The sequence below is a fragment of the Kribbella yunnanensis genome (assembly GCF_039529655.1).
Classification (GTDB): Bacteria; Actinomycetota; Actinomycetes; order Propionibacteriales; family Kribbellaceae; genus Kribbella; species Kribbella yunnanensis.
The window spans coordinates 56,488-75,864 of record NZ_BAAANF010000033.1 but is presented as its reverse complement, the minus strand read 5'-3'; the positions used below and the strand labels follow the sequence as shown (position 1 = coordinate 75,864).

Below are 19,377 nucleotides of genomic sequence, written 5' to 3'. Positions count from 1 at the left end.
GTCTAATGTGGAGACATGACCACGACATCGGAACGGCAGCGCCGGGCTTTGGTTGTTGGGCTCGGCATCAGCGGCACCTCGACAGCACTCGCGCTCCTCCGGGCCGGCTGGACGCCGGTTCTGATCGAGAAGGCGCCCCAACGGCGTTCCGGCGGGTACTTCGTCGGTCTGTTCGGCGCGGGTAAGACCGCGGCCGAGCGGCTCGGCCTCCTGGATTCTCTGCACGACCGCACCGCGTTCGACGGGCGGAACTACGACGTCGACCGCTTCGGTGAGTGGCGCGCCGGTTTCGGGTTCCGGGACATCCCGGGTGAGCCGTGGCTGATGGTTCGCGGTGATGTCGAGCAGGCCGCGTTCGAAGCGCTGCCCGCGGACACCGAGGTTCGCTACTCGACTGTGCCGACCAAGATCGAGCAGGACTCCGACGGTGTCGACGTCACGCTGACCAACACTTCCGACGGCAGTAGCGTCACCGAGCGGTTCGATCTTGTCGTCGGCGCTGATGGTCTGCGATCGACGGTTCGCAAGCTGGCCTTTGGACCGGATGAGCGTTACCTGCATCGGCTCAACTACATGATCGCCGCGTTCCAACTGCCCGGTGGACTCGACAAACTCGCCGTACATGATGGGCTCACGTTGTTGGAGCCCGACCGTTCGCTCTGGGTCTTCCCGTTCGCCGACCACGCGCCGACTGTGCTCATTGGCTACCAGACCGACGACGTGGATGCCGAGTTCACTGAGTCACCGGGAGCGCGAGTCCGCAAGGCGTTCGGTCCGGAGCCGACTGGCGATGTGCTCGGTGCTGCATTGGAAGCGCTGGAGGCGACCGACGAGTTGCTGTTCGACTCCGTCGAGCAAGTGCACATGGACCACTGGCACCAGGGACGCGTCGTACTGGTCGGTGACTCAGCCTGGTGCGTCACCCTGTACGCCGGGATGGGCGTATCCGCCGGTTTGGCCGGAGCCGACCTGCTCGGGACCATGCTCGGCCGGTACGACGACATCGGGCGCGCGCTGTCCGAGTGGGAGAACCAGCTGCGGCCGCACATGGGCTACTACCAGCAGCTCGGGTTCCAGCAGACCGCGGTCTTCACGCCCAATCGCAAGCAGATCACCGTGCGCCGCCTGATGATGCGGGGGATGACGATGCCGGTAGCCTCGCAGGTGCTGCGATTCGTGCGGGCACACAACAAGTCCGGTCGCATGAAGGACCTCGACATCGCCCGGGTGTGAACGGAAGGACGACCATGGCTGTACTGGCCGAGCAGGATTCCGGCAGCGCGGCGCGCATTCTCGGCGCAGCGCGGGAGCTGGTGCTCAGACGCGGCGTCAAGGGACTGACGGTCGCGGAGATCGCGGAGCGGGCACATGTTGCCAAGGGCACCATTTACCTGCACTGGAGCACTCGCGAGGACCTGCTGGTCGGCCTGTTCGGCCGCGACTTCCTTGCCTCCCTCGATGAGCTCGGCGCCGAGCTCACCGCCGACCCGGAGGTCGCACGCCCCAGCCGGCTGCTGCCGCTGCTGATCCAGAGCACGGTCGAGCACCCGTTCATCCGCGCGCTACAGGTCGAGGACGACGACCTGCTCGGCGTACTCACCCAGCACCCGCGCAGTGCCTCGCTCCTGGAGAACCTCGGTCCCGCCGCACTCATGCGCATCGCGCTGCCGGTGTGGCGCAAGCATCATCTCGCCCGCACCGACTGGACCTTCGACGACCAGGCCTACGCGCTGCAAGCCCTGATCCGCGGCTTCGTCACCATCTCCGCCGAGCAGCGAGTGCTGGCCCACATCTCGGTCGACGATCCGATCCGAGTGCTCGCCGCCGCGGTGACCGCACTACTCGGTCCGGAAGAACCCGGCCCCGGCGACATCAGCGCCACCGCCGACGCAGCCCTCGCCGAACTCGCGACCAGGCGCGAAGCACTCCTGGAATCCATCGGCAAATAACAGAGGAGCCAAAACCCTTGCCCAGCAACAGATACGTCCGACTCAACGGCATTCCGCAGCCGGCTATCACGCTGTAGCTCCAGATCAACGCGGGTACGGCGCCAGTGACCGCCCGACCGCGATCGACCAGTACTCGATCTTCCACCTGGTCGGCGACGTCGTCGCGCTCATCCGCGAACTGGGGGAGGAGCAAGCCGTTGTCATCGGCCACGACTGGGGTTCCATCGTCGCCTGGAACACCGCGCTCCTCCGACCGGCCGTCGTACGAGGTGTTGTCGGTATCAGTGTGCCGCCGATCCCGCGCGGCACGTTGCCGCCATTAACTGTCACCGAACAACGCTTCGGCCCAGACTTCTACCAGAACTACTTCCAGGAACCCGGCATCGCCGACGCCGAACTAAATAAGGACGTCGAAGGCGCACTCCGCCGCATCTACGCCGGCGTCCCCGCCCCCGAACCAACCCCAGGCTTCGCCGGCCGCTTCCTCAACAAACCGCAGCCTGGCAAGACGCCCCCATCACCCCGGCCGCCCTCTACCTCAGCGGCGAGAACGACGGCGTACGAGCCATGTATCCCCTGGACGAAGCAGCCCGAGCTATCGTCCCCAACCTCCGCGGCGCAATCGACATCCCCAACTGCGGCCACTGGACCCAACAAGAACACCCGGAGTTGGTCAACACCGCGCTTCTCGAGTTCCTGAAGGGACTCTGACTCGTACGATGGGTAGATGCCGAGATCGCCAGGCCCACCCACCGTGCGCCTCCGCCGCCTGGCCGCCGAACTCACAGCGTTCCGGGCAGCGGCCAAGCTGACCCGCGAGCAGGTCGAGGACCAGACCGGCGTCAACCAGGGAACCCTGTGGCGGATCGAGAAAGGTCGCGCCAAGCCCCACAACGGCACGTTGGAGACGTTGTTCGATCTGTACGACGTTCCGGCGCGACGCCGAGCCGAGTTGATCGATCTGGCCAGCGGCGCGAAGTATCCGGGGTGGCTGCGGCAGTATCGTGAGTACACCAACGAGTTGTCAGATGGCTATGCCACCTACATCAGCTTCGAGTCCGAGGCGAAGGCGCTGCACAACTTCGAGACGATCGTCGTTCCCGGTCTGTTGCAGACGGAGGAGTACGCGCGGGCCACGATGATCGACGGCCTGCCGATGGAGGACGAAGGCATCGAGCGGCGCGTTCAGATGCGGATGGAGCGGCAAACTGTCCTGACCCGCAAGCGGCAAGGGGCCGACCCGCTCCAGTTCTGGGCAGTCGTCGACGAAGCAGTTCTGCACCGGGCAGTCGGAGGCCCGGCCGTCATGCGTGCACAGCTCGGCAGGTTGCTGGAGATGAACGAACGGCCCAACATCAACCTGCAGGTCATTCCGTTCGCCAAAGGTGCCCATCCGGGGATGACGGGACCGTTCGTACGGTTCGTCTTCGGCAGCCTGGCACCTGACCTGGTCTATGAGGAGCGACTGGCGGGGGATCTCTTCCTGGAGCTGGAAGCCGAGATCGACCGGTACGGCTATGTCTTCGACCAGTTGCGCGCCAGGGCACTGAGCCCACGCGATTCGAGCTCGCTGATCGCCGAGTTGATCGCCCGGTAGGGCGGTTGTCCACAACCTCGCGTTTTCGCTCCCCAGAGGTACACAACTGGGTCGGAAGGGGAGGCGCCCGACCCCGACCGAGCATCCAAATTCGGATGGTGACGATGCGATCACCGTCCGTACTGTCGTTTTATGACGACCAGATGTTCCATCAACGGATCAGCGGTCCCTGAGCAGCGGGGCGGGCATGCTGGTTCCCTGACGCCCGTGTCCGTCCCGCTTTCCAACTGCGTCATCCGATCGACAGCGGCCGCCTGGGACTGGGGGATGGCGGAGAGTCCGTCAGGCGTCGAAGTCGCGGCGGATGTCGGTGAGGATGTCGCGGGTTTTGTTCGGCGGCGGGGCTGCGACACAGAGCGCTTCCATCGTCGCCGTGTACTGGTCGAGGTCTTCCAGCTTGTCCAGGTAGAGAGCGCTGGTGAGGTGCTCGATGTAGACGACGTCGGCGAGGTCCGGCTCGGGAAAGCGGAGGATGCTGTAGGCGCCGCCGGTGGCTGCGTGGCCTCCGGCGCCGAAGCCCATGACCTGGAGAGTGACGTTGGGCAGCTGGCTCATCTCGATGAGATGGTCGAGCTGCATCATCATCGTCTTCACGCCGCCGATCGGCCGCCGAAGTACTGCCTCGTCGACGACAGCCCACAACCGGACCGGGCTCGGACGGGTGAGCACATCCTGGCGGCTGGTCCGCAGGGTGACCCGACGCTCGACCTCTTCGGCCGTGACCAGACCGCGGCCCAGTTGAACGACCGCGCGGACGTAGTCCTGGGTCTGCAGCAGACCGGGCACGAACTGCAGCTCATACGAACGGATCAGTGCGGCGGCCGACTCGAGTCCCAGATAGGAGTGAAACCAGCTCGGCAGTACGTCGCCGTACCGGTGCCACCAGCCGGGGTTGTTGGCCTCGCGCGCCAGGGCAAGCAGTCGCTCACGCTCGTCGCCGTCGTCCAGGCCGTACAGTGTGAGCAGGTCGCGGACGTCGCGCTCCTTGAAGCCGACGCGACCGAGTTCCATCCGGCTGACCTTGGACTCCGAAGAGCGGATCTCCCACCCGGCGTCCGCCCGGCTGATCCCGGCGGCGTCCCGCATTCGGCGCAGGTGCGCTCCGAGGATGATGCGGAGCGCTGTCGGTCCGCTTTGCGCGCCCGACTCGTTCACACTCACCTCCGGCCCCCAGTGACTCTTTCCTCAGCTTCCCCGGCGCGATGCCGGCGCGAACCGGTCCCGCAGGCAGACATCATCGCATGTCCGGCCTTCAATCTGCCGAAGTTCTTACATAAGCCACGCGAATCGCCATCGATCGTCACTTTCAGTGATTCAGGGTGCTCGCCGGCCAGCTTCCTTGTCAAGACAAACTCAGTGCCCGACAGGCCGTCGAACGGTGTTCGCTGGGGCCTCGGGGGACCCGGCTCGCGCCTGAATCGGCCGATTTGGGTCTCGAAACGGAAAACGTGCGGATGCACGTGCATCGGGCGCTTGCATTCGCAGCGTGCCGACGCCATGATTGATTCATGCACAGAAGGTGAGCTGGTTCTCGCAAACCGTGACATCGCGAGAGCCGGCAGGCCGGTCCTACGGATCGCTGGTGGCAAGTGCGCCGGCCTGACTGGTTGGGGAACCCGAGTCGATGATTGACGACGACAGTGAGGTAGCCGAGCACACCGCCTATGCCGGCGGACGCGCGCCCGACGAGCTGACTGAGCGGGAGATCCAGGAGCTGGTGGCGCGCTGCCCCGAGCAGCAGCGCTGGGCCTTCGAAGGCTGGTTGCGCGGTGTCCGTCAGCTCGACGGTGACCCCATCGTGAGTCTGGCCCCATGAACACGGACCGAGGAGGACGGAAGATGGTACGCATCTGGCTGGGAGATCACCTGATCGCGGAGTACCTGGCCGAGCCCGACCGTGCCTCCCGGTATCAGCGCGTGATGACGCCCAAGTTCACCGGTCTCCGGATCACTGTGGACAACGCCGCGACCGGCAAGGCGTCCGAGCTCCCGAGCAGCGAGCAACTCTGGCCGCTCACCGTGCAGTAGTCGGCAGTACAAGCTTTTCCGGTAACACCGAAGGCCGGTCCTCCCTCCGAGGGCCGGCCTTCGACGTGTGTTCGCGGGGCTGCCTGGAGCAGGGCAGGAAAAAGGGCCCCTTCGTCACTCGCCTGGCGAAGGGGCCCTGGCTTTTCCGAGGTTATGAGGTCAGACGAGGTAGTCGAACTCTCCGTCCTGGGCGCCGCCCAGGAAGGCCTCGATCTCCGCTTTGGTGAATACCAGCGCCGGTCCGTCGGTGTGACGCGAGTTCCGCATCGCCACGCCGCCGCCCGGCAGCTTCGCCACCTCAACGCAGTTACCGCTCGGTCCACTCCGCTGGCTCTTGCGCCAGGTCAGGTCCTCAAGGGAGTCGCCGGGCATGCCGTTGTAGATAGCAGTCATCAGCTGCACCTTCCGTACGTCCTTGGCATATGCACGTGCATTTGGGCTTGCATTTGCATCGTACACGTTTGAGGGTCTCGTGTCCGCTCCCTTACTTGCTGTGACCGTGTTGCGGTTAAACGACCGTTCGAACACGCCGATTCGGTCGCGATCAGTGAGCGAAACGGGGCTCTGAGAGGTGGGTGCATGCGATCGGAGCAGGTGGGTACGGGCAGGAGGCAGGCATGACCGTGGTTCAGCTAAGAGCCACGCCGTGACGAGCCAGTCGCGAGGTCATCCACATGAAGATCAGCAGCACCGTGCAGTGTTCGACCGCGGCCGATCGGGCCGCCCGCGAAGCAGCCACCCGGGACCTGATGGAACGCCGGGCAGCCAGCACCGACGAGGCCGAGCGGCAGGAGCTGCTCGAGGAGGTCGTCGAACTCAATCTGGAGATGGCGCGCGGTATCGCCCGCCGGTTCCGCGGCCGGGGTGCCGAGTCCGACGATCTGGAGCAGGTCGCCTATCTCGGTCTCGTGAAGGCCGCGCATCATTACCGGCTCGAGGCCGACACCCCGTTCATCGGGTTCGCGATCCCGACCATCCGCGGTGAGGTCAAGCGGTACTTCCGCGACTGCGCCTGGACCGTCCGGATCCCACGCCGCCTCCAGGAGATGCAGGGCACGATCGCCGGCAAACTCCCGGAGCTCGAACAGCAGCTCAACCGCGAGCCGACTCCCGCCGAACTGGCCGACTGCCTCGACGTCGAAGTGAGCGAAGTCGAGCAGGCGATGGCCGCCAAGGGTTGCTTCAACGTGCTGTCCCTCGACCGCCCGGCCGAGACCGACGCCGACCTGACCCTGGCCGACGTGGTCGCCGACACCGACGACAGCAGCATCGACCAGCTGGAGAACGTCGAAATGCTCCAGCCCGTCCTGTCCGGCCTGAACGAGCGCGAACGCCGCATCCTGCACCTGCGCTTCGTCGAAGGCTGGACGCAGTCCGAGATCGGCAAGGACATCGGCGTCAGCCAGATGCAGATCTCCCGAGTCCTCCGCAAAACCCTCGACCACCTCCGCACCCAACTAACCCCCCTCCCCACCGCCGCCTAACCCCACCCTTGCCCCCAGCAACCACCTACCCCCCAAAGAGCAGCCCACCCACCCTTGTGCACGAACCGCGACTTTGAGAACCCACCGACCATCGCCGCGGCCCCCAGATGGTCGGTGGGTGCACAAAGTCTCGGCGCGTGCACAAAGACACGGCGGCTGCTCTTTGGGCATGAAGGGGCCGACTCGCGTGGGGTGGTTGGTTACTGGGGGTGGTGGGAGCGGCACAATGGGGGGAGGAGAGTGGATGGAGTCGGTGGGTTGGCCTTCGGGATGATCAGGTCGGTGCCTGCGGATGCGGCTGCGATTGTGCGGGCGTATCCGCCGATGGTGGTCTGCTTCGCGGCGGCTCTCACCGGTACGGCGCTGGTCTTCGACATCTTTTATTTGGTCGCTAGCCCGGGGCTGACGCTGGCGCTTGTCTATACAGTGCCGGTTCTTGCTGGGCTGATCGCTGGGTTGGTGGCGGCGGCGGACGATGTCGGGCTGGAGCGGCGGGTGCTGCTTCGGACGGTCTGGGTGGCGGTTGCCGTGGGCATCACGAATGCGGTGGTGGTCGCGATGCTCGCCGCGATGACCCGTACCGGACCGTCCGACTGGGCGGCTGGGTTCCAGTCGATCCTGTTCGCGGGCTGCACGGTCTTCGCGGTCGCGGTGATGATCGCAGCCTGGAGCCGGTTGATCGACGCACTCGGGATCGAGCTCCGGACCAAGTTGCCGCGTCGCAACGTCCGGCCGCCGGTTGCGGCTGCCGCGGTGGCGATCGTGCCTCGGACAAGTAAGGAGTCGGTTGCCCGAGCGGAAGCACCTCGGCCGCCGACGCCGCCACCGGTAGTAGAAGAGAGGACCAAGCCGCTCTACATCCCGCCGCCACCCAAGGTGGTCGACCTGGACGAAGCGCGGCCGGTCACTCCCACTGCCCCGGCAGGCGGGGGCCACGCCGATCGCCTAACACCCCGCCCACGCCGTACGACGCCTCGCCGTACTAATAAGCCTGGTCGTCGCCCGGGCTACTAGCAGGTCTCGTCAGCCACCGGCAGCTTGCCGCTGAACAGGTACGACATCACCTTCTGGTCGGCACACGCGTTGCCGTACTCACCGAAGACACCGTGCTTCCGCGCGTTCTGCACGGTGAGCACCCGCGAGTTGCTGATGCTCTTCCGCAGCGCGGCGGCGTTCCCATACAGAGTCCGCGGGTCGTGCTCGGCGGCAACGATCAGCGCGTGCTCGGAGTTCGCGACCCGGGTCGGTGCCTCCTGCGGCTGCACCGGCCAGAAGGCGCACGGCGAGATGCTCCGCGTGATCGGCGCGTAGTGCGGTTCGCGGGCACGATGCGCCTGGATATCGCGCCAGTAAACAGCCGGATCGCGCGGTGCCGCCCGGTCGCCGCAGACGATCGCGGTCTGGGCGCTGATGGTCTGCGACATCGCGGGGGAGAGGATCAGGTCGAGGAGCTCGCCCAGGTCGGCCCGCGGTTCCACCGGCCCGTCGATCGCCTTCACCAACGTCTGGACGAGGACGGCCGCATCGGCACGCGGCGTTTCCCGGTCGTCGTTGATCGACACGAAGAGCAGCATCGGCACCAACCCCTCGCCGATCTTGTGCCCGCCGATCTCCAGTTCGGCCGTCCGCACGTGCCGGTAGACGCGGTCGATCGAGGCCAGCACCTCGCGCTGGGTCGCCCCCAGCCCGTACGTCGAGTTCCGGGCGGCCGTCCAAGTCGCCCAGGCCCGCAGGTTGTCCTCGTTCACCGGTCCCGCCTGCTGCAGGAGTCGCGGTCCAAACGTCTGCGGGTTCACCGGCCCGTCCAGCACGACCCGATCGGTCCGCCCCGGGAACAGTTGCAGATAGACAGCCCCGAGATAGCTGCCATAGGAATAGCCCAGGTACGAGATCTTCTGCTCGCCGAGCGCGACCCTGACCTGATCCATGTCCCGCGCAGTGTTCCGCGTGTTGACGTACTGCAGCATCGAGCCGACTTGCTGCTCGCAGCGGTGCGCGACGTCGGCCTGGATCGCCACACTCTTCGCGTACGACGCGCGCGTACTGCCGCCTGCCCACGGCCACGCGGCGAACGGCAGTTTGCAGTCGATCGGCGTACTGCGACCGACGGATCGCGGATCCAGCCCGATCAGGTCGTACCGCTTGCCGAGGGTCTCGATCACGTCCGGCCGTTCTATCGGCGCGCTCAGACTCGGACCACCGGGTCCACCGTTGTTGATGACGAGCGCGCCGATCCGATCACCGGTCGCCTTGATGCGCGACAGCGCCAAGGTGATCTTCGGACCATTCGGCCGGCTGTAGTCCAGCGGCACCTTCAGCTCACCGCATTGCGCCCCGGCCTCGTCGAGAGCCTTGCCTTCGGCGTCATTCTCGTTCAGCGCGCACTGATGCCATTCAATAGGCGTCGCCTCCGCGACTGCCGTCGTACTGGTCGGTGCGCCCAGGAGCGCCAGCGCCAGCAGTAGTTTCATCGTCCCCTCCTTGGAGTCACTGCAGACGCTAGAGCTGTGCTCCACCGCCCGCAGTGGCCCAAGGGCCCAGGCCGAGGTAGTTAGCGCGCTACCCCGAGATTGCCCGAAGGTGCCAGGGACCCGTGCCCGGCGCGTTCTGGTAAAGCCAGGTGTCTTGCAGCAGTACGACGAGCTTGCCGGCCGAGTCGGTATAGAGCACCGGGTCGACGGCAGCCGGCGCGGCCTCGTTCGTGGTGGCGTCGCGGATGATCGTGGCGTGCCACGGGTCCGAGCCGGGCACGTTCTGCCAGCCGTGCAGAATCCGGCTATCGGTGGTTCGGACGAAGTACGTCAGCTTGCCGCTGTTGTCCAGGCTGATCACCGGGTCGCCCGCGAGCTGCACAGTCTCGACGCCATCGGTGTCGGTGGTCGGCGCGATCACGGTCGACTGCCACGTGTCCGCACCCGGAGTCGACTGCCAGCCGTGCTGCAGTTTGCCGTCGGTGCCGCGAGCGAAGTAGACGAGCTTGCCCGAAACATCGAGCCCGACCGACGGGTTGCCGACGATGCCGGTCGCCGCCAGCGTGCTGACCACCCATGGACCGGTACCCGGCGCGGCCTGTCGTCCGTACCGCAGCTTGCCATCGGAGGTGCGAGCGAGGAACGCGATCCGCCCGTGCACGTCCTGCGAAACCACCGGGTCGCCGTCGAGCTGTACGGCGATACCCGCGCCGTCCCGAATGATCGTCGCGTGCCAGGCCGCGCTTCCCGGCTGGTCCTGCCAACCGTGCAGCAGCCGGCCGTCGCTGGTCCGGACGAAGTACGTCAACTTGCCGCGGGCATCGATCGCCTCAGCCACCCGCCCGACCGGCTGCACAGTCTCAACGCCATCGATATCCGTGGTCGGTGAGATCGTTGCCGACAGCCACGGTCCTGCACCTGGGCTGCTCTCCCAACCGGTCCGCAGCTTGTTGTCCGGCGTCCGCGCGAAGTAGTACGCCCGGCCGATCGAATCCGCCGCCGTCGCAATCGGTACGCCGGGAACCACGCCACCCGGTGGGTCGATCGTGCCGGTCTCCCAGGTGGTCGCGGCCGGACCGGTCTGCTCGCTCAACTGGACCGCGCCATCCGCGGTCGCCTCGAACCGCATCAGCCGCCCGGTCACGTCCTGACCGATCGACGACCCCGGGCTCGTGGTCGCCCCGACCACCTTGTTGTACCGGTACGGCGTGAACGTCTTGAAGTAGCTGTTCGTCCACACCCGTTCCTCGGCGATATGCCCGAAGTCGTACTCCTCCCGAACCTTCGGCCGAGTCCGCGCTGTGTCGTACCAGCCGACGAACAGTCCGACGTGGTTCACCCCACCCGATCGCCGCAACAACGCGTCGCCCGGCTGCAGGTCGTCGTACGTGATCTGCCGCATCACCGACGGCAGCGTCGACGTACTGAGTGAGCTGCTCAGATGCCAGGCCATCGACAGAAACCCCGAGCAGTCGCGGCGATAGCTGCCGAACTCGTTCACATGCGGGCTGTTGTTGTCCTGGCTGTACGGAACCTTGTCGCGGATCCACGACGCGGACCGCAGCAGCATTTCCTGCCGCGAGATCGGACCGTTCGCGACACTCTCGATCTGCAGATCACGGGCCTGCGCGGTGCTCGGAGCGAGGAGAGTGGCCCCGAACATCAGTACGGCGGCCGCGAGGAGGCGGATTCTCATGCGTCGATGGTCGCCGCCGTACTCACCGGAGTGAACCTGTTCGAACAGCCTCGAACACCGACTAGACCAATGGGAGACTGAGAACGTGAGGGATCTGGTGATCGTCGGCGCCGGACCAGCCGGAGCCGCGGCCGCTCTGGGCGCGCTCGCGGTCGACCCGGGCCTGTCTGTATTACTAGTGGACCGCCACGACTTCCCTCGCGACAAGACCTGCGGCGACGGGATCGCGCCGCACGTTTTCGACCTCCTCGCCGCGGTCGGCGTCACCGGGTTGGTCGACGACTGGACCCCGGTACGCCGTTTCGTTCTGACCAACGGGGCTGCCGGAGTCGAACGCGATATGGCCCGGCCGAACTGGGTCGTCCCGCGAGCCGTCTTCGACCACCGACTGGTCGCGGCCGCCCAGACTGCTGGAGCCGAGCTGGTACGGCGTCGGGTCCGCGGGCTCCACGAGTTGGATGGACGGTTCGTGATCGGCGCCGACGGCGCGCATTCCGTCGTACGGCGGGAGCTCGGCGCACCGCCGGGTCCGGTCGCACTGGCGATTCGCGGCTACGCGCCGACCCCGCCGGCCCGCGCTGCCAGTCAGGTGATCGCGTACGGCGCCGGCCGGCAACCGTCGTACGCCTGGTCCTTCGATCGCGGCGACGGCTGGTCAAACGTCGGGTACGGCGAACGTCTCGCAGCCGACCGCGCACACCCGACTCGCGCCGACCTGCTCGCGCAACTGGACGCTCTTCTCCCCGGCGCAACCGACGGCGGTACCGCGTGGCAAGGCCACCACCTTCCACTCACCGGCTGGTCCTGGCGGCCGCCGAAAGGCCCGGTCCTGCTCGCCGGCGACGCAGCCGGTCTGATCAACCCCATGACCGGCGAGGGAATCTACTACGCAGTCGCCACCGGCCTGCTCGCCGGTCGCGCAGTCGCAGAATCTCTGCATAGCAACGAGTCTGACCCCAGCAGCCGCTACAACCGCAGCGTCCGCCAACTCCTCGGCCGGCACCTCCGCCATACCGCGCTGACCGCCTACCTCACCAACTCCCCACACGTCCTCACCCGAGGCATCCGCGCAGCCGCAGCCGATCAAGCAGTCTTCGACGACCTCGTCGAACTCGGCCTAGCCGACGGCACCATCACGCCCCGCCTGCTGCGAGGCTTGGTCGCCGCTCGGGCGAAAGCCGACTAGCCGAGGTCACCTGCGAGAGCTGCTCGCTGCTCGGGGGTGAGCCGAGTCGCCGAGGCAACCTCGAGGGCCGCGACGACCCTCTCCAGCGGCCACTCCAGTACGGCGGCCACCCGGTCGGCGTCGACCACGCGACCGGCCTCCCGGTACATCGCCAGCACGGTCAGCGCATCGTCGACCACCTCGAATCCAGCGCCACCGCTCATGTCCTCGGCGAGCACGTGGAAGAAGTCAGCCATCTGCGCGAGCCGTCGCCCAGCCGCGCTGTCACCGAACAGAGCCGCACCTTCGGCCGCTGTGTCCGCCCAGCTCTGGTTGGTCTGCGAACTGACCTGCCACGCCTTCTGCCAGACATCCTCGGCCATCACGTAGTGCTGCAACCGCCGCCGCGGATCGGGCTCGCGATGCAGCATGCCGACCTGTTCCAGATAGCCAATCGCCTTCGAGATCGACGCCGGGCTGACCTGCAACGCGTGCACGAGTTGAGCCGCGGTGAGGCTGCGACTGTCGGCGGTGTACAACCGGGCCAGCACTCGCGCGGCCATCCGGGGGAGTCCGCCGTCGACCATGATCGCGGCGAACTTCTCGGCGTACTCGTCGGCGTCGCTCTGCGGTTTCGGCATCGCCGGTCGCCCGCGGCGTGCCCGGGAGGACGTGGCGTAGTGCGCGTGGTCGGCGCGATAACCGCGCCCGCCGCCGTTGCGGGCGACCTCGCGGCTGATCGTCGAGGTCGGGCGGTCGAGCTGCCGCGCGATCTCGGCGTACCCGAGTCCGTCGGTCAGGCCGGCCGCGATCGCCCGCCGCTCCTGATGGGACAGCCGGCCACCGGGCATGTTTCCCTCCAGCTCATTGCAACATCAGTGCATTCACCCACAGATCATTGCACAGATCCCGCTGATTGAGCTTTCCCCAGTGATGAACGCAACTTAGCGTTCGGAGCATGGTGCTGACAGTTGATGGCTTACAGATGCGGTACGGCGAGGTCCAGGTTCTGCACGACGTGTCGTTCGCGGCGCGGGCTGGGGAGGTGCTCACCTTGCTCGGGCCGAACGGTGCCGGCAAGAGCACCACGATCGAGATCCTCGAAGGGTTCCGGCTGAGATCAGCCGGCCGAGTCGAGGTCCTCGGTGTCGATCCGGCCCACGCCGACGAGAGCTGGCGCGCACAGGTCGGGATCGTGCTGCAGTCCTGGCGCGACCACGGCAACTGGCGGGTCGGTGAGCTGCTGCACCACCTCGGTTCGTACTACCCGGGACCCTGGCCGACCGATGAACTGCTCGCCGCGGTCGGCCTGACCGACAGCGCCGGCCACAAGATCCGCACGCTCTCCGGTGGTCAACGGCGGCGGCTCGACGTGGCGATCGGCATCGTCGGTCGACCCGAACTGCTCTTCCTCGACGAACCGACAGTCGGGTTCGACCCCGAGGCGCGACGTGAGTTCCACGAACTCGTCGCGCAGCTCGCCACCGAATACGGAACGACGATCCTGCTCACCACCCACGACCTCGACGAGGCCAGCCGGCTCGCGGATCGGATCATGATCCTGACCAGTGGCCGGATCGTCGCCATCGGAACGCCGAGTGAGCTCACCGCCGCGATCGCCGGCGAGGACGAGGTGCGGTGGAGCATCGACGGCCAGGCCTTCCGCAAGCAGACCGCCGATTCGACGGAATTCGTCCGCGGCCTGTTCGCCCAGTACGGCGCGGAGCTCCGCGAACTCGAGGTCCGCCGGGCCTCGCTCGAAGACACGTATCTCGCGCTCGTGCGCGGCCAGGAGGTCCAGTCATGAAAGCAGCGATCCGGGCCGGCTGGCGGCGTGGACTGATCGAGTTGCGGCAGTCGTTCACCAACGGGCCGGAGCTGGCCAGCCACTTCCTCTGGCCGGTACTCACCCTTGCTGCACTGTTCTTCCTACGCCACCGCGACTTCGGATCGAGCGGATTGCTGCTCGGAGCGCTCGCCCTGCCGAGCATTCTCGGGATGAACGCGGCGATGGGCATGGTCAGCATGAGCCAGCAGTTGACCGCCGATCGGGAGGACGGCACGTTGCTCCGGGCGAAGGCGACTCCGCACGGCATGCTCGGCTATCTGATCGGCAAGGTCGTCTCGGTGGCCGGCTCGCTGCTGGCGGATCTCCTCATCGTCCTGATTCCGGGGCTGATCATCGTCGGCGGGCTCAGCGTCGATACGTCCGGCTGGCTCACCCTGGTCTGGGTGCTTCTCCTTGGGATGGTGGCGACGCTGCCGATCGGCGCGGTTCTGGGGTCCGTCTTCACGAGTGCGCGGGCGCAGGGGCTGATCCAGCTACCGATGCTCGGCTTCATCGCGATCTCGGGCATCTTCTATCCCCTCACCGCACTGCCCAGCTGGCTGGAGTGGATCGGTCAGCTGACCCCGATCTATTGGATGGGGCTCGGGATGCGGTCGGCGCTCCTGCCCGACGAAGCGGTCGTCGTCGAGCTCGGCGAATCCTGGCGGCACCTCGAGACGGCCGGCGTACTCGGAGTCTGGGCGGTGGCCGGGCTGCTGCTCGCACCGGTCGTCCTGCGCCGGATGGCCCGCCGGGAGTCCGGCTCGGCGGTCGCCGACCGGCGGGAACGGGCGCTGCGGAGTGCGGTCCGATGAACCGGTTAGCCCGGTAACTCGTTGGTAAGCCGGGAGGAGCGTTAGGAATGAGTGAAGATTGCCGTTCCGGATGGGCCTGGGCTTCAACCACTGCTGCTAGGCGCGTTAGATTTGATCAAATCTGACAGGCGTCCAGGGAGCGTGAGCGTGCATGCAGGGTCTGACCACCGCGACTTGGTCGGGCTTGCCTGCCCTCCTGCCGAGCCTGCGGAACGGTCTGCAGCCGGGTCAGGCCCAGGGCGTGCCGAGAGCTGGGCAGTGCTGAGCAAGGTACTCGGCGCGGTAGGGGTCCTCCTGCTGCTGACCGGGTTGTTCCTCGCCACGCGGCCGCTGTCCGTCGACAGCGTCAGCTGCGGCTCGGTCTACGCGCCGGACAAGGGCATCACGCCGATGCAGTGCGACACCCGGCTGGACCAGCGGATGAACCTGGTGGCCGGTCTGGCCGGTGGCGGACTCGTCATCGCCGTGGCCGGTTTCGGCTACGCGGCCGTCCGCGAACGCCGTACCAACATCGCCTCCTGAACCGCGAACGTATACAGGAAGCCAAAGACCTCTAGGCTGGCCTGTATGAAGAAGGCCTCCGTGGTGACGATGGCTGATGTCGCCCGGTCCGCGGGGGTGTCGACCATGACCGTGTCCAACGTCGTCAACGGCCGGCCGCGGGTCGGCGCGGCGACCCGGGAGCGGGTGCTGGCGGCGATCGCCGAGCTCGGCTATCAGGTGAATCTGGCCGCGCGGCACCTGCGTGCCGGCCGGACCGGCGTGATCGGGCTCGCGGTGCCCGAGCTAGAGCGCCCGTACTTCGCTCAGTTGGCCGCTCGGCTCGCGGATCGGTTCGAGGCGCACGGTTTGCGGATCGTGATGGAGCGGACCGGCGCGAGTCGCGAGGGCGAGCTCGATGCGGTCGCGTTCTCCCGGCTCCGGATGTACGACGGCCTGATCCTCAGCGTCGTCGACCTCGACCCGGGGGAGTTGTCCCGGCTGAACACCGATGCGCCGGTGGTGATGATCGGCGAGCGGGCACTGCCGTCACGGTTCGACCACGTGATGATGGACAACGTCGAGGGCGCCCGGTTGGCGACCGCGCACCTGCTGTCCACCGGCGCTACCAGGGTCGCGATGATCGGCGGCGAGCCGTCCGGCACCCCGAGTATGCCGGGTCTGCGCGCGACCGGCTATGCCCTCGCGCACGGGGAGGCCGGCGTACCGGTCGATCCTTCGTTGAACGTCCGCTGCAGCTTCCGGCTGCAGGACGGGTACGACGCGATCCGGTCGTTGCTGGATGGCGGTATCTCGTTCGACGCGGTGTTCGCGCTGACCGATGTGGTCGCTATGGGAGCGCTCCGGGCGCTCGCGGATGCGGACCTGCGGGTGCCTGCCGATGTGCAGGTGATCGGGTTCGATGATCTGGACGAGGCGGCCTATCTGGTGCCGTCGTTGTCATCGGTCAATCCGGGCCACGAGGAGATGGCCGAGGAGATCATCTCGAGGATGCTGGCGCACCTCGGCGGCGCCGAGCCGACCGGCCCGAAGGAGCTGATCGTCCCGGCGCACCTGGTCCTGCGTGGAACGACGAGGTCAAGCGAGTAGGCCGCTGATCTCCTGCACCTGCTGGGGTTTCAGCGGTCCGAACTCGAGAGCCCGAGCGTTCTCCTCGGCCTGCTCGACCGTCCGGAACCCGGGGATCGGAACCGTCCGGGGACTGCGTGCCCACAACCAGGCCAGCGCTCCCTGAGCCAGGGTGCGCCCATCGCTCTGCAGCAGCTCGCGGATCGCGGACACCTTCTCCCACCACTCCGGAGCCGGTACGCCGCCCTTGTCGAAGAAGCGCAGCCAGGACGGCGGCAAGGTGCGGATGTCCGCACCGGTGGCCGGCCGGGTGGTGTCTCGCCGGCCGAGGATGCCCATCCCGAGCGGGGTCCGGTTGATACTCGCCAGGTCGGCCTGCTCGCAGAACGCGAAGAAGTCCCCGGCGTCGTGCAGGACGCTCGCCTCGTGCTGGACCGCCGAGCAATGCGTGCCCTCGGCAAACAACTTCGCACTGTGCAGGGTGTCCGTACTCCAGGCATAGCTACGGATCAGGCCCTCGGCGACCAGCTCCTCGCAGGCCGCTCGCAACGGCAGTGCCACCTCGTCGCTGGTGTCGAAGTGCAACTGGTAGAGGTCGAGGTAGTCGGTACCGAGGCGATCCAGCGAGGCATGAACGGCCTTGCGCAGGTACTCCGGTGATGCGTCCTGCTGGTGCATGACCCGCGTTGTCTCGTCGAAGGTGTTGCCCCACTTGCTGGCGATCACCACCTGGTCCCGCCGACCCTCCAGCGCCTTGCCGAGCACACGCTCGCTGTGGCCGGCGCCGTACACGTCGGCGGTGTCGAAGAACGTCACGCCGAGCTCGATCGCCCGGCGGATCGCCCGGATCGACTCGTCGTCGTCGACCTCGCCCCAGCCCAGCGGCTCACCGGCCGGATTGCTGAACGGCCCACCGATCGCCCAGCAGCCGAACCCGACCGGGCTGATCTCGATCCCTACTCGTCCCAACCTGCGCATCTCCATGGTGTCGAGCCAACCAGGGCGGCACTTATTCGTCCAATAGTTCTTCGGTGCCATGTTCATACGTGAAACGCATGAACACTGAGCACTGGACGAGTCGTTCACCTGGGGTTTACCTTTGCTCGCAACTGTTAGGTAACCTTCCTAACAATTTTCTCCGGCACGCCCACGGAGGTTGTCATGAGCAAACGAATGCGCCGGCTGTCGACGCTGATCCCCGTCGTCCTGGTCGCCGCACTGGGTGGATCGGCGGCCATTGCCGGTACCACTGCAGATTCGCTGCTGTCGCGGGGAAAACCGGTCCTCGCGTCCAGCATCGAGGACAACACATTGACCGCGGACAAGGCGGTTGACGGCAACACCACGACACGATGGGCCAGCATGGAAGGCCACGATCCGGAGTGGATCCGCGTAGACCTCGGCCAGCCCGCCGACATTCATCGGGTCAAACTGAACTGGGAGGCGGCCTACGCGAAGAGCTACCGGATCGAGGTCTCCGACGACGGTACGACGTTCAGTACGGTCAAGTCGCTGACCAGTCAGAACGGTGGGACCGACGACAACACCGGCCTGACCGGCCACGGCCGTTACGTCCGAGTCGTCGGTACGGCGCGCGGCACGGCGTACGGGTATTCGCTGTTCGAGCTCGAGGTCTACGGCGTCGGCGACTCGTCCGGTGACACCCAGGCGCCGACAGTGCCGACCGGTCTGCAGAGCACCGGGACTTCGGCCACCTCGGTCTCGCTGAGCTGGACCGCGTCGACGGACAACGTCGGAGTCACCGGGTACGACGTACTTCGCAACGGGACCGCGGTTGCGACCGCGACCTCGGCGTCGTACACCGACACCGGTCTGACGGCCGATACGTCGTACACGTATAGCGTCCGAGCCCGTGATCTGGCCGGCAATGTGTCCGGCGCGAGTACGCCGATCACCGTGAAGACGGGCACCGGCGGTACCGGTGGTTTCGTCATCGCGGCGGCCGGTGACATCGCCGAACAGTGCACGGCGTCGACGTCCACCTGTATCCACCCCAAGACGGCGAAGGTGGTCGATTTCATCAACCCGGCCAACGTCGTCACGATGGGCGACAGTCAGTACGACGACGCTCATCTGTCCGACTACACCAACTACTACGCAAAGACCTGGGGCAAGTTCAAGGCGATCACCAAGCCGGTCCCGGGGAACCACGACACCTACGATGAGCCGCAGTACAACGGGTACGACAAGTACTTCGGGTCTGCGATCGCCAAGCCACAGGGCAAGCGCTACTACAGCTGGGAGAAGGGGAACTGGCACTTCATCGCCCTGGACTCGTCCGACTACATGACGCATGACACCCTGGCCACGCCGCGGGATGACCAGCTCGCCTGGCTGCGGGCGGACTTGGCCAAGAACACCAAGGGTTGTGTGGCCGCGTACTTCCACCATCCGCGGTGGAGTTCCGGTGACCACGGCGACAATCCGGACAGCGAGCAGTTCTGGCGGACGCTGGCCGGCGCCAAGGTCGACGTAGTTCTGACTGGTCACGACCATCACTACGAGCGGTTCGTGCCGATGAACGCCGATGGCGACGCCGACCCGAACGGAACGGTCGAATTGCTCGCCGGGACCGGTGGCGCACACCCGTACGACCTGAAGCCGGCGCACCCGACGACGGCCAAGCTGCTCAGCGCCTACGGCGTCCTGAAGTTGACCATGAACGACAACTCCTGGACCTCGCAGCTGATCGGCCTGAACAACACCGTGGAAGACAGCAGCCCGACGTACAACTGCCGGGCGAAGGGCTGAGGT

20 protein-coding genes are annotated in these 19,377 nt (G+C 66.6%); 14 read left to right on the top strand and 6 right to left on the bottom strand.

Translation table 11 applies throughout. The features are described 5' to 3' along the window. Positions 1-15: 15 nt before the first annotated feature. From ABD231_RS40500 to ABD231_RS40485, 4 genes are read left to right on the top strand one after another with little or no spacing between them, the layout of a single operon-like run. Positions 16-1,233, top strand: a complete 1,218-nt coding sequence (locus ABD231_RS40500; protein ID WP_344165288.1) for an FAD-dependent monooxygenase — start codon at positions 16-18, stop codon at positions 1,231-1,233. Positions 1,234-1,247: 14 nt separating this feature from the next. After that, the gene (locus ABD231_RS40495) at positions 1,248-1,949 is read left to right on the top strand and encodes a TetR/AcrR family transcriptional regulator (RefSeq protein WP_344165285.1); all 702 of its coding nucleotides are present in this window, start codon (positions 1,248-1,250) and stop codon (positions 1,947-1,949) included. 31 nt (positions 1,950-1,980) lie between these two features. Continuing rightward, positions 1,981-2,649 carry an alpha/beta fold hydrolase gene (locus ABD231_RS42325; protein WP_425554252.1) on the top strand — a complete coding sequence of 223 codons (669 nt, stop codon included), beginning with the start codon at positions 1,981-1,983 and terminating at the stop codon, positions 2,647-2,649. 27 nt (positions 2,650-2,676) lie between these two features. After that, the gene (locus ABD231_RS40485; protein WP_344165279.1) at positions 2,677-3,546 is read left to right on the top strand and encodes a helix-turn-helix domain-containing protein; all 870 of its coding nucleotides are present in this window, start codon (positions 2,677-2,679) and stop codon (positions 3,544-3,546) included. A gap of 282 nt (positions 3,547-3,828) precedes the next feature. Here ABD231_RS40485 and ABD231_RS40480 read toward each other — a convergent pair whose 3' ends face one another. Beyond that, positions 3,829-4,701 (bottom strand): helix-turn-helix domain-containing protein, encoded by an 873-nt coding sequence (locus ABD231_RS40480; RefSeq protein WP_344165379.1) that lies wholly within the window; start codon positions 4,699-4,701, stop codon positions 3,829-3,831. Positions 4,702-5,170: 469 nt separating this feature from the next. On the opposite strand from ABD231_RS40480, the gene ABD231_RS40475 reads away from it, so the two are divergent. Both ABD231_RS40475 and ABD231_RS40470 read left to right on the top strand, forming a co-directional pair. Then, complete coding sequence (locus tag ABD231_RS40475; RefSeq protein ID WP_132403887.1) at positions 5,171-5,362, top strand: hypothetical protein; 192 nt, start codon at positions 5,171-5,173, stop codon at positions 5,360-5,362. Between the two features lie 23 nt (positions 5,363-5,385). Then, complete coding sequence (locus ABD231_RS40470; protein ID WP_132176115.1) at positions 5,386-5,574, top strand: hypothetical protein; 189 nt, start codon at positions 5,386-5,388, stop codon at positions 5,572-5,574. A gap of 159 nt (positions 5,575-5,733) precedes the next feature. Here the strand turns inward: ABD231_RS40470 and ABD231_RS40465 are convergent, their stop codons facing one another. Further along, a complete protein-coding gene (locus ABD231_RS40465; protein WP_344165197.1) occupies positions 5,734-5,967 on the bottom strand; it encodes a DUF397 domain-containing protein in 234 nt (77 codons plus the stop codon). A gap of 281 nt (positions 5,968-6,248) precedes the next feature. On the opposite strand from ABD231_RS40465, the gene ABD231_RS40460 reads away from it, so the two are divergent. Further along, on the top strand, positions 6,249-7,058 hold the full coding sequence (locus ABD231_RS40460) for a SigB/SigF/SigG family RNA polymerase sigma factor (RefSeq protein ID WP_344165196.1): 810 nt from the start codon (positions 6,249-6,251) through the stop codon (positions 7,056-7,058). A gap of 240 nt (positions 7,059-7,298) precedes the next feature. Continuing rightward, entirely contained in the window at positions 7,299-8,072 is a 774-nt protein-coding gene (locus ABD231_RS40455) for a hypothetical protein (protein ID WP_344165195.1), read from the top strand. On the opposite strand, the gene ABD231_RS40450 is transcribed toward ABD231_RS40455, so the two are convergent. Together ABD231_RS40450 and ABD231_RS40445 are read right to left on the bottom strand one after the other, a co-directional pair. Continuing rightward, positions 8,069-9,529 (bottom strand): alpha/beta fold hydrolase, encoded by a 1,461-nt coding sequence (locus ABD231_RS40450; protein WP_344165193.1) that lies wholly within the window; start codon positions 9,527-9,529, stop codon positions 8,069-8,071. The two genes, ABD231_RS40455 and ABD231_RS40450, sit on opposite strands and share 4 nt — an antisense overlap. A gap of 88 nt (positions 9,530-9,617) precedes the next feature. Then, entirely contained in the window at positions 9,618-11,225 is a 1,608-nt protein-coding gene (locus ABD231_RS40445; protein ID WP_344165191.1) for a DUF8189 domain-containing protein, read from the bottom strand. Positions 11,226-11,310: 85 nt separating this feature from the next. Here ABD231_RS40445 and ABD231_RS40440 point away from each other — a divergent pair, with 85 nt between their 5' ends. After that, positions 11,311-12,411 carry an NAD(P)/FAD-dependent oxidoreductase gene (locus ABD231_RS40440; RefSeq protein ID WP_344165189.1) on the top strand — a complete coding sequence of 367 codons (1,101 nt, stop codon included), beginning with the start codon at positions 11,311-11,313 and terminating at the stop codon, positions 12,409-12,411. Here the strand turns inward: ABD231_RS40440 and ABD231_RS40435 are convergent. Next, positions 12,408-13,241: a GbsR/MarR family transcriptional regulator gene (locus ABD231_RS40435; protein ID WP_344165187.1), complete on the bottom strand. Its 834-nt coding sequence runs from the start codon at positions 13,239-13,241 to the stop codon at positions 12,408-12,410. The two genes, ABD231_RS40440 and ABD231_RS40435, sit on opposite strands and share 4 nt — an antisense overlap. A gap of 107 nt (positions 13,242-13,348) precedes the next feature. Between ABD231_RS40435 and ABD231_RS40430 the strand changes: the two genes are divergently transcribed. The 4 genes from ABD231_RS40430 (at position 13,349) to ABD231_RS40415 (ending at position 16,623) form a co-directional block, all read left to right on the top strand. Next, positions 13,349-14,197 (top strand): ABC transporter ATP-binding protein, encoded by an 849-nt coding sequence (locus ABD231_RS40430; protein WP_344165185.1) that lies wholly within the window; start codon positions 13,349-13,351, stop codon positions 14,195-14,197. Continuing rightward, positions 14,194-15,033, top strand: coding sequence for an ABC transporter permease (locus ABD231_RS40425; RefSeq protein ID WP_344165182.1), 840 nt, complete (start codon positions 14,194-14,196; stop codon positions 15,031-15,033). The genes ABD231_RS40430 and ABD231_RS40425 overlap by 4 nt, the downstream gene beginning before the upstream one ends. A 258-nt stretch (positions 15,034-15,291) precedes the next feature. Then, complete coding sequence (locus ABD231_RS40420) at positions 15,292-15,555, top strand: hypothetical protein (protein ID WP_344165179.1); 264 nt, start codon at positions 15,292-15,294, stop codon at positions 15,553-15,555. Positions 15,556-15,600: 45 nt separating this feature from the next. Continuing rightward, positions 15,601-16,623: a LacI family DNA-binding transcriptional regulator gene (locus ABD231_RS40415; protein ID WP_344165176.1), complete on the top strand. Its 1,023-nt coding sequence runs from the start codon at positions 15,601-15,603 to the stop codon at positions 16,621-16,623. Here ABD231_RS40415 and ABD231_RS40410 read toward each other — a convergent pair. Next, positions 16,612-17,586 carry an aldo/keto reductase gene (locus ABD231_RS40410; RefSeq protein WP_344165173.1) on the bottom strand — a complete coding sequence of 325 codons (975 nt, stop codon included), beginning with the start codon at positions 17,584-17,586 and terminating at the stop codon, positions 16,612-16,614. The genes ABD231_RS40415 and ABD231_RS40410 overlap by 12 nt on opposite strands. Positions 17,587-17,763: 177 nt before the next feature. On the opposite strand from ABD231_RS40410, the gene ABD231_RS40405 reads away from it, so the two are divergent. Next, positions 17,764-19,374: a discoidin domain-containing protein gene (locus tag ABD231_RS40405; RefSeq protein WP_344165171.1), complete on the top strand. Its 1,611-nt coding sequence runs from the start codon at positions 17,764-17,766 to the stop codon at positions 19,372-19,374. The last annotated feature ends 3 nt before the right edge of the window (positions 19,375-19,377 follow it).

Coding starts and splice junctions, on each gene's coding strand:
- ABD231_RS40465 (WP_344165197.1), bottom strand. CDS start 5,967: ATGACTGCTATCTACAACGGCATGCCCGGCGACTCCCTTGAGGACCTG.
- ABD231_RS40415 (WP_344165176.1), top strand. CDS start 15,601: ATGAAGAAGGCCTCCGTGGTGACGATGGCTGATGTCGCCCGGTCCGCG.
- ABD231_RS40485 (WP_344165279.1), top strand. CDS start 2,677: ATGCCGAGATCGCCAGGCCCACCCACCGTGCGCCTCCGCCGCCTGGCC.
- ABD231_RS40410 (WP_344165173.1), bottom strand. CDS start 17,586: ATGGAGATGCGCAGGTTGGGACGAGTAGGGATCGAGATCAGCCCGGTC.
- ABD231_RS40430 (WP_344165185.1), top strand. CDS start 13,349: ATGGTGCTGACAGTTGATGGCTTACAGATGCGGTACGGCGAGGTCCAG.
- ABD231_RS40475 (WP_132403887.1), top strand. CDS start 5,171: ATGATTGACGACGACAGTGAGGTAGCCGAGCACACCGCCTATGCCGGC.
- ABD231_RS40405 (WP_344165171.1), top strand. CDS start 17,764: ATGAGCAAACGAATGCGCCGGCTGTCGACGCTGATCCCCGTCGTCCTG.
- ABD231_RS40445 (WP_344165191.1), bottom strand. CDS start 11,225: ATGAGAATCCGCCTCCTCGCGGCCGCCGTACTGATGTTCGGGGCCACT.
- ABD231_RS40460 (WP_344165196.1), top strand. CDS start 6,249: ATGAAGATCAGCAGCACCGTGCAGTGTTCGACCGCGGCCGATCGGGCC.
- ABD231_RS40425 (WP_344165182.1), top strand. CDS start 14,194: ATGAAAGCAGCGATCCGGGCCGGCTGGCGGCGTGGACTGATCGAGTTG.
- ABD231_RS40450 (WP_344165193.1), bottom strand. CDS start 9,529: ATGAAACTACTGCTGGCGCTGGCGCTCCTGGGCGCACCGACCAGTACG.
- ABD231_RS40435 (WP_344165187.1), bottom strand. CDS start 13,241: ATGCCCGGTGGCCGGCTGTCCCATCAGGAGCGGCGGGCGATCGCGGCC.
- ABD231_RS40470 (WP_132176115.1), top strand. CDS start 5,386: ATGGTACGCATCTGGCTGGGAGATCACCTGATCGCGGAGTACCTGGCC.
- ABD231_RS40495 (WP_344165285.1), top strand. CDS start 1,248: ATGGCTGTACTGGCCGAGCAGGATTCCGGCAGCGCGGCGCGCATTCTC.
- ABD231_RS40500 (WP_344165288.1), top strand. CDS start 16: ATGACCACGACATCGGAACGGCAGCGCCGGGCTTTGGTTGTTGGGCTC.